Annotated in this window: 10 protein-coding genes and 1 pseudogene; 8 read left to right on the forward strand and 3 right to left on the reverse strand. The window is 68.3% G+C overall.

The annotated features are described in order from the left end of the window. Positions 1–2,476 (reverse strand): glycoside hydrolase family 38 N-terminal domain-containing protein (locus AC2VOR_RS01900; protein WP_486963104.1); only part of this gene is annotated, 2,476 nt, incomplete at its 3' end. Between the two features lie 50 nt (positions 2,477–2,526). Between AC2VOR_RS01900 and AC2VOR_RS01905 the strand changes: the two genes are divergently transcribed. The 8 genes and pseudogenes from AC2VOR_RS01905 to AC2VOR_RS01940 form a co-directional block, all read left to right on the forward strand. Then, positions 2,527–3,096, forward strand: coding sequence for a DinB family protein (locus tag AC2VOR_RS01905; protein WP_486963105.1), 570 nt, complete (start codon positions 2,527–2,529; stop codon positions 3,094–3,096). Between the two features lie 52 nt (positions 3,097–3,148). Further along, the gene (locus tag AC2VOR_RS01910) at positions 3,149–4,495 is read left to right on the forward strand and encodes an ABC1 kinase family protein (RefSeq protein ID WP_369740660.1); all 1,347 of its coding nucleotides are present in this window, start codon (positions 3,149–3,151) and stop codon (positions 4,493–4,495) included. Between the two features lie 27 nt (positions 4,496–4,522). Continuing rightward, positions 4,523–5,440, forward strand: coding sequence for an alpha/beta fold hydrolase (locus tag AC2VOR_RS01915; protein ID WP_369740661.1), 918 nt, complete (start codon positions 4,523–4,525; stop codon positions 5,438–5,440). 92 nt (positions 5,441–5,532) lie between these two features. Continuing rightward, on the forward strand, positions 5,533–6,393 hold the full coding sequence (locus AC2VOR_RS01920) for a cyclopropane mycolic acid synthase family methyltransferase (RefSeq protein ID WP_369740662.1): 861 nt from the start codon (positions 5,533–5,535) through the stop codon (positions 6,391–6,393). Between the two features lie 255 nt (positions 6,394–6,648). Next, positions 6,649–8,178: a flavin-containing monooxygenase gene (locus tag AC2VOR_RS01925; protein WP_369740664.1), complete on the forward strand. Its 1,530-nt coding sequence runs from the start codon at positions 6,649–6,651 to the stop codon at positions 8,176–8,178. Positions 8,179–8,293: 115 nt separating this feature from the next. Continuing rightward, entirely contained in the window at positions 8,294–9,187 is an 894-nt protein-coding gene (locus AC2VOR_RS01930; protein WP_369740665.1) for a cyclopropane mycolic acid synthase family methyltransferase, read from the forward strand. 86 nt (positions 9,188–9,273) lie between these two features. Then, positions 9,274–10,170, forward strand: a complete 897-nt coding sequence (gene mmaA4 / locus AC2VOR_RS01935; protein ID WP_369740668.1) for a hydroxymycolate synthase MmaA4 — start codon at positions 9,274–9,276, stop codon at positions 10,168–10,170. A gap of 39 nt (positions 10,171–10,209) precedes the next feature. Continuing rightward, positions 10,210–10,659, forward strand: a pseudogene (locus AC2VOR_RS01940) (RNA polymerase subunit sigma-24); the annotation flags it as partial. A 174-nt stretch (positions 10,660–10,833) separates the two neighbouring features. On the opposite strand, the gene rplA reads toward AC2VOR_RS01940, so the two are convergent. Continuing rightward, the gene (gene rplA, locus AC2VOR_RS01945) at positions 10,834–11,541 is read right to left on the reverse strand and encodes a 50S ribosomal protein L1 (protein ID WP_369740669.1); all 708 of its coding nucleotides are present in this window, start codon (positions 11,539–11,541) and stop codon (positions 10,834–10,836) included. Positions 11,542–11,614: 73 nt separating this feature from the next. Further along, positions 11,615–11,786: uL11 family ribosomal protein (locus tag AC2VOR_RS01950; protein WP_486963106.1), on the reverse strand; the 172-nt coding region annotated here is incomplete at its 5' end.

The raw sequence follows: 11,786 nt of genomic DNA on the forward strand, positions 1-11,786 counted from the left end.
GGTTGGAGTCGACGTCGAGGTGGCCGTAGCGCGGCTTGCCGGCGCCGCTGCAGGTGGCCGTGACACCGGCGCGGACCAGCGCCACCATCAGCTCGCGGGCCAGCGGCGCGGAGGTCGTCTCGTCCGGCGACACCACCTCGGCCACCGACACCGCCCGCGCGTCGGCGCCGACGCGCACCCGGGCCGCCACGGACAGCCCGAACCAGCCGTAGGCCGGGTTGTCCAGGGTCCACAGGTGCTGCGCGGTGTCCACCGAGCGTTCCCGGTCGCCGAGCAGGGCGAAACCGCGCCCGATGACGGCGTCGCCCACCTCGCTGACCGGCATGGCGCCGGGCACCGGGCACGGCCAGCGCAGGCGCACCAAGCGGTCGGCACCGGTGAACTCGTCGACGGTGGTGCGGCAGTCCACCCGCGCCACCCCGCGCCACAGCGTCAGGGTCTGGGTGTAACGCAGCAGCGCGCCGACGCGGCCGTGGACCACCAGCCGCTGGCCGAGCGGGCCGCGGTAGGCCTGCACCCGCGCGGGGAAATCGGCCGAGCACACCACCGGCCCCTTGGGCAGCAGGTGCCACGGGCCCTCGCCCTGCGTCGGGTGCGCCGGGTATTCCTCGTAGACGGTCAGCTCGTTGCCGACCCGGCCGTCGGCGATCAGCTGCCGGGCACCGTGCCGCAGCGCCGCCACGCCCCCGCCCCGCGCCGGGTCGACCGCCAGCCGGTAGTGCTCGTTGGCGATCTCGGATCCGGGCACCGGCTCCCAGCCGGTGGGCTCCCCGCCGGGGACCAGACGGTAGGCGCGCCAGCCCAGCGACGGCACGTCGGCCGCCAGCCAGGTGACCGACCGGCCGTCGTGCCCGACGTGGGCGGGCACCTCGGCGCCGTCGGCGTCGACCACCCGCACCCCCGGTGCGGCGGCGCGGTCGAGCCGCGCGGTCACGATGTCGGTGCGTTGCCGGGCCAGCGGATTCCACACGGTCACGTCCCCGCTCACCGCCTCCGAGAGCAGCGCCAGCGAGTTGTCGCGGGTCGCGCGGCCCAGCTCCCACGCGTCGCGCCAGCCGGTCAGCAGGTCCAGGTAGACCTGGTCGGACTGCGATCCGGTGATCGCGTCGTGGTGCGCCCCGTAGGCCAGCTGCACCCACGCCTTGGACAGCGCGGCCTGCGGATACTCGGCGCCGGTCGTCAGCGCGGCGAACACGGCGAAGCGCTCGGCGGCCAGCACGGCGTTCTCGGCGGCCCGGTTGGCCTGTTTGGTGTCGATGTAGGACACGTCCTTGCCGGTGTAGATCGGGTTCATGTCGCGGGTCTGCGGCGACGGCGCACACCCGCGCCCGGCCAGTTCGGCGCGCACCGCGGCGAAGAACTCCCGCGGCAACGCGCACACGAAACGCGGCCAGGTGTAGCGGGCGGCCCAGTCGCGGTGGATCGAGGTGACCCACTTGTTCGGCGGCGTGTAATCGGTGCCGACGGGTAGCAGCACGTTGCGCGTCAGCGCGACCCGCTTGAGTTGTCCGAACAGCGCGTAGGTGGCGTCCTCGGCCTCGGCGAGCGTGCTCGCGGAGTCCATCCACCAGCCCGCCGAATAATGCGCGGGCATGTAGTGGGTGAGCAGGCCGCGGCCGGACGGCGAGATCCACTCGAACTCGCTGCTGAACTGCATGCGATCGAGGCCACCGGTCTCGGGACCGCCCTGGGCCGGGCCCCACTGGTGGTGCGGGCCGCGCGCCCACGAACTCGACGTCAGGCCGGCGTCGGCCGCCAGCCCGGGGAACTGCGGGTCGTGGCCGAACACGTCGAGCTGCCACGCGGTGGCCGGGTCGGCGCCCAGCACGTGACGTTGAAAACCGATGCCGTGGACCAGATTCCGGATGGTCGTCTCCGGGCTGGTGAGGTTGGTGTTGGGTTCGTTGTAGGTGCCGCCCATCACCTCGACGCGGCCCTCGGCCAGGAACCGGCGCAGGTCGGCCCGGTCCTCGGGGCGCGTGTCCCAGTACGGCTTGAGGTAATCCACCTCGGCCAGCACGAATTTGTAGTCGGGATCGCGGCGGGCCGTTTCCAGGTGGGCGCGCACCAGGTCGAAGCCGTTGCGCTGGCGCGCCCGCCCGGGCGGGTCCTCGGTCCACTCGCTGGTGTAGGCGCCCTGGGTGTTCCACCAGACCGGGTCGTAGTGGAAGTGGCTGACCATGAACATCGTCCAGCCGGGCTCGGCTGTCACGAACTCGAAGGTGAATTCGAACGACCTGCCCGACGGCTGGACGCGGGCGGCGCGCCGCTCACCGACCACCGGCCGCTCCACCACCACCGCAACCTCGACCACCTCCTGCCCGGCGGCCGCGACGGCTTCCCCACGCAGGCCGTCGCCGTCGATGCGGACCGGCGTCGGGCGCGTGCACCCGGAAACGGTGACCCGCACCAGTTGCAGCGGCGCATCCGGCGGCCCGACGAACAGATCGGTCGCATCGGCCGAAACCACCTGCATGCCCGCACCTTACGGGGAAGGATCGTCCCATGCCCGCACTCGCACCGCCCGTGAGCGACGAACGAAGCGCCCTGCGCGAGTTCCTGGCTTTCCACCAGAGCGCCTACTTCGCCGTGTCCCACGGCCTGCGCGACGAGCAGGCCCGGTCCGCACCGTCGGCCAGCGCCCTGTCGATCGGCGGGCTGGTCAAGCACGCCACCGGGATGCAGCGCAGCTGGATGGCCCGCGTCGCCGCCGCGCCGGGCGCGCCGCCGAAGGACACCCGGCCGTTCGAGGAGATCGCGGCGGAGTTCGCCGACCAGCACGTGATGCGGCCCGACGAGACGCTGGCCGGGCTGCTGGCGGCATTGGAAATACAGAACGCGGCGTCGCTGCGGCTGGTGGAGACCGCCGACCTCGACGCCGCCGTGCCCGTCCCGCAGGACATCCCGTGGTTCCCGAAGAACCAGCGGGCCTGGTCGGTGCGCTGGGTGATCCTGCACGTGATCAACGAGCTGGCCCGGCACGCCGGGCACGCCGACATCGTGCGCGAAACCATCGACGGCGCCACCATGTACGAGTTGGTCGCCGCGCGTGAGGGCTGGGAAATCCAGGGCTGGGTCAAGCCCTGGAGCCGGTGAGCGGCCCCGCAGAGATTGGGAGTTGACACCGCCGGTTTGGCAGACTGCTGGAATGAGCTCTACCAAACACCGAGAGGTGGCCAGGCTGGACCGGGTGCCCCTGCCGGCCGAGGCGGCCCGGGTGGCCGTCACCGGCTGGCAGGTCACCCGCGCCGCCGCCCGCTTCCTCACCACGCTGCCGGGACGGGGGCCGTGGCAGCAGAAGGTGATCAGGCAGCTCCCGCAGACCTTCGCCGACCTCGGCCCCACATACGTCAAGTTCGGACAGATCATCGCGTCCAGCCCCGGCGCGTTCGGCGAATCGCTGTCCCGCGAGTTCCGCGGCCTGCTGGACCGCGTGCCCCCCGCCGACAGCGCACAGGTGCACAAGCTGTTCGTCGAGGAGCTCGGCCGCGAACCCGCCGAACTGTTCGCCACCTTCGAGGAGGAGCCGTTCGCGTCGGCGTCCATCGCCCAGGTGCACTACGCGACCCTGCACACCGGCGAGGACGTCGTCGTCAAGATCCAGCGGCCGGGCATCCGCCGCCGGGTGGCCGCCGACCTGCAGATCCTCAAGCGCTTCGCCCAGGCCGTCGAACTGGCCAAGCTGGGCCGCCGGCTCTCGGCGCAGGACGTGGTCGCCGACTTCTCCGACAACCTGGCCGAGGAGCTGAACTTCCGCCTCGAGGCGCAGTCGATGGAGGCCTGGGTCTCCCACCTGCACGCCTCCCCGCTGGGCCAGGGCATCCGGGTGCCGGAGGTGCACTGGGACTTCACCACCGACCGGGTGCTGACGATGGAGCGGGTGCACGGCATCCGCATCGACGACGCCGCCGCCATCCGCAAGGCCGGCTTCGACGGAACCGAGCTGGTCAAGGCGCTGCTGTTCAGCCTGTTCGAGGGCGGCTTGCGGCACGGGCTGTTCCACGGCGACCTGCACGCGGGCAACCTCTACGTCGACGAGGCGGGCCGCATCGTGTTCTTCGACTTCGGGATCATGGGCCGCATCGACCCGCGGACCCGCTGGCTGCTGCGCGAACTCGTGTACGCGCTGCTGGTCAAGAAGGACCACGCCGCGGCCGGCAAGATCGTCGTGCTGATGGGCGCGGTCGGCACGATGAGGCCCGAGGCCGAGGCCGCCAAGGACCTGGAGCGCTTCGCCACCCCGCTGACGCTGCAGACCCTGGGCGACCTGTCGTACGCCGACATCGGCCGGCAGCTCTCGGCGCTGGCCGACGCCTACGACGTCAAGCTGCCGCGCGAGCTCGTGCTGATCGGCAAGCAGTTCCTCTACGTCGAGCGGTACATGAAGTTGCTGGCGCCGAAGTGGCAGATGATGTCCGACCCGCAGCTGACGGGGTACTTCGCCAACTTCATGGTCGAGGTCAGCCGCGAGCACTCCTCCGACCTCGAGGCCTGACCGAGATCGATGCAAAGTCCGAGACCGATGGAAATACGCAGCGGGCACGCCGTCTCGTCCTCTCCCGCCGGTGACCTGAAGCTCTACTACGAGGACATGGGCGACATCGACCATCCGCCCGTGCTGCTGATCATGGGGTTGGGCGCCCAGCTGCTGCTGTGGCGGACCGCCTTCTGCGAGAAGCTCGTCCGCCACGGGCTGCGGGTCATCCGCTACGACAACCGCGACGTCGGCCTGTCCAGCAAGACCGAGCATCGCGGCGCCGGGCAGCCATTACCGATCCGGTTGGCCCGCTTCTGGGTAGGTCTGCGCTGCAACGCCGACTACACCCTCGACGAAATGGCCGGCGACGCCGCCGCGGTGCTCGATCACCTGGGCATCGAGCACGCCCACGTCGTGGGGGCGTCGATGGGCGGCATGATCGCCCAGGTCTTCGCGGCGCGGTTCCCCGAACGGACCAGGACGCTGGGAATCCTGTTCTCCAGCAACAACCGCCCGTTCCTGCCGCCGCCGGCCCCGCGCGCGTTGCTGGCGCTCCTCAAGGGCCCACCGCCGGGCTCACCGCGCGAGGTGATCATCGACAACGCCGTGCGCGTCACCAACATCATCGGCAGCCCGCGCTTCCGCGCCACCGAGGAACAGGTCCGCGCGGAAGCCGCCGAGGGCTACGACCGCAGCTACTACCCGCAAGGCGTCGCCCGGCACTTCGGCGCGATCCTGGGCACCGGCAGCCTGACGCGGTACAACCGGCGCATCGGCGCGCCGACCGTCGTGATCCACGGCCGCGCCGACAAGCTGATGCGCCCCTCCGGGGGCCGGGCCGTTGCGCGCGCCGTCACCGGGGCTCGACTATTCTTGTTTGACGGCATGGGCCACGACCTACCTCAACAACTGTGGGATCGGCTGATCGGCGTGCTGACGAGCAATTTCGCCGAGGCCAGCTGAGGTCGGTCGGCCGGGATTTTCACGGGGTTGGGAGCGAATTCCGTGGGAACTCTGTCAGGGCCAAAATCGTGGCGTTGGAAGGATGGTTGACGATGAGCGACCTGAAACCCTATTACGAAGAGTCGCAGGCGACGTACGACCTCTCGGACGACTTCTTCGCGTTGTTCCTCGACCCCAACATGGTCTACACCTGCGCCTACTTCGAGCGCGACGACATGACGCTGGAAGAGGCGCAGCTCGCGAAGCTGGACCTGGGGCTGGACAAGCTGCACCTCGAGCCCGGAATGACGCTGCTCGACGTCGGATGCGGCTGGGGCGGGGCCGTGGTCCGAGCCCTCGAGAAATACGACGTCAACGTCATCGGGATCACGCTGAGCCGAAATCACTACGCGCGCACCAGAGATCGGCTGGCCGAGATTCCGACGACCCGGCGGGCCGAGGCCCGGCTGCAGGGTTGGGAGGAGTTCGACGAACCCGTCGACCGGATCATCAGTTTCGAGGCGTTCGACGCGTTCAAGAAGGAGCGGTGGCCCGTTTTCTGGGACTGGGCCTACAAGACGCTCCCCGACAACAGCCGGATGATGATGCACAGCATCTTCACGCGGCCGCAGTCATACTGGCACGAGCACGGCATCCCGATCACGATGACGGACCTGCGTTTCCTGCGCTTCCTCGGCAAGGAGATCTTCCCCGGCGGGCAGATGTGCGGCGAACCCGACATCGTCGACAACGCACGCCACAGCGGGTTCTCCATCGAGCAGGTCCAATACCTGCAGCCCCATTACGCCCGGACCCTCGACATGTGGGCGGCCAACCTGGAGGCCAACCGCGAACGCGCTATCGCCGTCCAATCCGAAGAGGTCTACGACCGCTTCATGCGCTATCTCACCGGCTGCGCGGGCCTGTTCCGTAAGGGCATCTCCAGCGTCGCCCAGTACACGCTCACGAAGTGAGGGCGGCCGCCCACGGCGCGCCGCCGGATCCCGCTGCGCCACTTCGGGTTCGGCCGACGGTTCGCACGGAGCGCAGCTCGTCCGGCGCGCATGCGCCGACGGTCCCCACCTCGTACGTCTTCGACGCTGTGGCGCTTTCGCGGCCGGGATCGCTTTCCGTTCGGCGCCCGCCGCGGCCGCCGTCGTGGCGCGTTGGCAAACAAGCGACCGCTGGGTAGCATCGCTGCGAACGTAAACCAGGAGAGCATTTCCAGCATGTCCGAGCAACCGACGAGTCCGGGGACGACGCGGACGCCGTTCGATGACGTCCGGCCCGGCTACGACGTGGTCATCGTCGGTGCCGGTTTCGGCGGCATCGGCGCGGCGATACAGCTCAAACGGCTCGGATACGACAACATCGCGATCCTGGAACGCGAGCCCGGCCTTGGGGGCACCTGGTACCTCAACCGGTATCCGGGCCTGGCCGTTGACGTTCCGGGCACCACCTACTCGTACTGGTTCGAGCCCAACCCGCACTGGTCACGGCTGTTTCCGCCCGGTGCCGAGCTGCGGCAGTACGCCGAAGACGTCGCCGACAAGTACGACGTGCGCCGCCACATCCGGTTCGACACGACCGTCGAGAGCGCGCGCTGGGACGAGGACGCTCACGTGTGGCGGGTGGCACTGGCCGGCGGCGACGGCCTGACGACGCGCTTTCTGATCACCGCCACCGGATTCCTGTCACAGCCGCACACACCGCAGATTCCCGGCATCGAGGGTTTCGGCGGCAAGATCGTCCACACCACGGCGTGGGATCACGACTACGAGTTCGAGGGGCGGCGCGTCGCGCTCATCGGAACCGGGGCGACCGCGGTGCAGTTGATTCCCCAACTGGCCGCCAAAGCCTCCGACCTCACGGTGTACCAGCGCACCGCGATCCATGTGGTGCCCAAGATCGACTTCGCCATCCCGGCCTGGCTGCGTTGGGTGTTCGCCCAGATCCCGCTTGTGCAGCGCGCCCTCAGGCAGGTGACCGACACCGTTTTCGACGTGATCCTGGACGGTGCGCTGCACTACCGCGGTTTGCGGCGGCTGAACATCGCCGCGTCGGATCTCTCGAAGATCAACCGCTTCATCGCGATCCGCGACAAGGAATTGCGCCGCAAGCTGACGCCCGACTACGACTTCGGCTGCAAACGCCCGACTTGGTCGAACAGCTACTATCGCACCTTCGCCAAGCCCCACGTACATCTGGAGACCAACCGCATCGAGCGGATCGAGCCCGACGGCATCGTCACCGTCGACGGGCACAAGACCGTCATCGACACGTTGGTGCTGGCCACCGGTTTCGACCTCTGGGACGCCAACTTCCCCGCCTTCGAGGTGGTCGGCCGAAAGGAGCGGAACCTCGGGAAATGGTGGCGCGATGCCGGGTTCCAGTCCTACCAGGGAGTGTCCATACCGTATTTCCCCAACCTGTTGAGCCTGGCCAGCCCGTTCGCGTTTTCCAGCTTGTCGTTCTTCAACACCGTCGAATATCAAATGCGGCACATGGACCGGCTTTTCGGTGAGCTCCAGCGCCGGGGAGCCACCGAGTTCGAGGTGACCGAGGGGGCGATGGCGCGGTTCATGGATCGGATGACCGCACGCCTCGACAAGACCGTCTTCCACGCGGGCGACTGCACCACCTCGCGGTCCTATTACTTCGACCCCACCGGCAGGGCGTCATTGCTGCGGCCCACGTCGGTGCTCAACGCGGTGCGGGAGGCGTCGCGCTTCCCGCTGACCGATTACACGATCAGCTGACCCGAATCGAGAAATCCCCCGCAAGCGTGTTTTGAATCCATCGCTCGTGCCCGACCGCGAGTAGGGTGCCCGCAACGGCATCGAGCAAAGGTGCCGGTCCGGTCGGGAGGCCACGATGTTCGAGCACCGGGTGGGGACCACGCTCAAGCGGTCGGATCATGACTCCAATCTCGAGAACGTGCAGGCACACTACGACCTGTCGAACGAGTTCTTCGCGCTGTTCGTGGATCCGACACGCACCTACAGCTGCGCCTACTTCCCGCACCAGGGCATGTCCCTGCACGAGGCTCAGCTCGCCAAAGTCGACCTGACGCTCGACAAGCTGGGGTTGCGGCCGGGGATGACGCTGCTCGACATCGGCTGCGGCTGGGGTTCGGTGCTGAAGCGCGCCGTCGAGCGCTACGACGTCAACGTCGTCGGCCTGACGCTGTCGAAGAACCAGCACTCCTACTGCCGGCAGGTTCTCGAGGGCATCGACACCGACCGGTCGCGACGGGTGCTGCTGCGCGACTGGGCGGAGTTCGACGAACCGGTGGACCGCATCGTCGTCATCGAGGCGCTGGAGCACTTCGGGTTCGACCGGTACGACGACTTCTTCAAGTTCGTCTACAACGCCCTGCCCGCCGACGGCGTCATGCTGCTGCACTCGATCACCGGGCTGCACGTCAGGCAGGTCATCGAGCGCGGCATCCCGCTGACGATGGAGATGGCGAAGTTCATCCGGTTCATCGTGACCGAAATCTTCCCGGGTGGCCGGCTGCCGACGATCGAGACGGTCGAAGAGCACGCGGCGAACGCAGGTTTCACGGTGCCCCGCGTCCAGTCGTTGCAGCCGGACTTCGCCAGGACCCTCGACCTCTGGACCGGTGCACTGGAGGCACGACACGACGAGGCGGTCGCCATCCAGTCCGAGGAGGTCTACCAGCGCTACCTGAAGTACCTGACCGGATGCGCCAACGCGTTCCGGATGGGCTACATCGACTGCAACCAGTTCACCCTGGCAAAGTGAGGCTCTCGTGCCGACCAGCGTATTTCGGGAGCGCACGGCGCAGTGGGTATGGTTGCAACGAACATCACCCAGGAGAACAACACAGCATGGTTGAGCAACCGAAGAGCCCCACCAAGACGCGGACACGCTTCGAGGACATCCAGGCCCACTACGACGTCTCCGACGACTTCTTCGCGCTGTTCCAGGATCCGAGCCGGACGTACAGCTGCGCGTATTTCGAGCGCGACGACATGACCCTCGAAGAGGCCCAGTACGCCAAGATCGACCTGAACCTGGACAAGCTGGACCTCAAGCCGGGCATGACGCTGCTCGACATCGGTTGCGGGTGGGGCACCACGATGAAGCGGGCCGTCGAGCGCTTCGACGTCAACGTGATCGGCCTGACGCTGTCGAAGAACCAGCACGCCCGCTGCGAGCAGGTGCTCGGCGCGCTCGACACCACCCGCTCGCGTCAGGTGCGGCTGCACGGCTGGGAGGACTTCAACGAGCCGGTCGACCGGATCGTGTCGATCGAGGCCTTCGAGCATTTCGGGCACGAGAACTACGCCGACTTCTTCAAGCGGTGCTTCGACATCATGCCCGACGACGGCCGGATGACCGTGCAGAGCAGCGTCAGCTACCACCCCTACGAGATGGCGGCCCGCGGCAAGAGAATCACCTGGGAGACGGCGCGCTTCATCAAGTTCATCGTCACCGAGATCTTCCCCGGTGGCCGGCTGCCCTCCACCGAGATGATGGTCGAGCGCGGCGAGAAGGCGGGTTTCGTTGTGCCCGAACCGCTTTCGCTGCGTCCCCACTATATCAAGACGCTGCACATCTGGGGTGACACGCTGGAGTCAAACCGGGAGAAGGCCATCGAGGTCACCTCCGAAGAGGTCTACGACCGCTACATGAAGTACCTGCGGGGCTGCGAGCACTATTTCTCCGACGAGATGCTGGACTGCAGCCTGGTGACCTACCTCAAGCCGGGGGCGGCCGCCTAGCTGGTCGCAACGGTGCCGCGCCGTTCGTGGGACAGGTAGAGAGTGAAAGCACACGGCTTCGCTCCAGCGAAGCCGGGGCGCTGGTGCCGCTCGAGGAGCAGGACCGGGGCCGAGGGGGCTGCGGGCCCGTACCTGCCGCAGGCGGTGATCGCGGCGTTGCACGCGACGGCGCCGTCCCGGGAGCAGACGGATTGGCCGGCGATCTGTGTGGCCTACCGGTTGGCGTGGCTGACCGGCTCGCCGGTGGTGCGTGCCAACCGCGCGCTGGCCGTCGTGTTCCGCGACGGCTCGCTGGCCGGCCTGGACGAGGTCGCCGACGATGCCCGGCTGGCCCGCTCGAACCTCGTCGCGACGGTGCGCGCCGATTTGCTGCGGCGCGCCGGGCGACCGGCCGAGGCCGTCGCCTGGTACCGGGCCGCCTTGGAAGCCAACGGATCCGAGCCGGGTCGGGCGTTTCCGCGACGCCGCATCGCCGAATGCGGCAGCTAAGCGTTTTCGCCACACCAGTCACACCGGTAGCGCCCGGGAAGCCGCCATTCCGATTGCAGACCCGATATCGCGGGCGATATCGCGTTTGAAACTTGTCTAATGGTTCAGGCGCGGTTGGCGGCGCCACAGGCGCGGGCACGCTTCATTCGTCGGCACCCTGGGGGCGCCGACTCACTACGCCTCGGCGAAGTTGCGGGTGATCGACGGGTCGACGGGAATGCCCGGGCCGGTCGTCGTCGAGACGGTGATCTTCTTCAGGTACCGGCCCTTTGACGCGGACGGCTTGAGCCGCAGCACCTCGTCGAGCGCGGCGCCGTAGTTCTCGGCGAGGCTCTTCTCGTCGAAGGACGCCTTGCCGATGACGAAGTGCAGGTTGGCCTGCTTGTCCACCCGGAAGTTGATCTTGCCGCCCTTGATGTCGGCGACGGCCTTGGCGACGTCGGGGGTGACGGTGCCCGTCTTGGGGTTGGGCATCAGGCCGCGCGGACCCAGCACCCGGGCGATGCGGCCGACCTTGGCCATCTGGTCGGGCGTCGCGATGGCGGCGTCGAAGTCGAGGAACCCGCCCTGGATCTTCTCGATCAGGTCGTCGCTGCCGACGATGTCGGCCCCGGCGGCCTGCGCCTGTTCGGCCTTCTCCCCGACCGCGAACACCGCGACCCGGGCCGTCTTGCCGGTGCCGTGCGGCAGGTTGACGGTGCCGCGGACCATCTGGTCGGCCTTGCGCGGGTCGACGCCGAGGCGGATCGCGACCTCGACGGTCGCGTCCTGCTTGGCCGACGACGTCTCCTTGGCCAGCTTGGCCGCCTCCAGCGGGCTGTACAGTTTGTCGCGGTCCACCTTCTCCGCGGCGGCGCGGTAGGCCTTGCTGTTCTTGCTCATCAGGTATCCAATCTCGTGGTTGGTTGTGGTTGTCAAGCGGGCCGAAGCTGGCCCTCCCACCCGTCGGTGACGGTTATTCGACGGTGATGCCCATCGACCGGGCCGTCCCGGCGATGATCTTGGCGGCGGCGTCGATGTCGTTGGCGTTCAGGTCGGACTTCTTGGTCTCGGCGATCTCGCGGACCTGGTCCCAACTGACCTTGGCGACCTTGGTCTTGTGCGGCTCCGCCGAGCCCTTGCCCACA

The sequence above is a fragment of the Mycobacterium sp. TH-M103 genome (genome assembly GCF_057473785.1).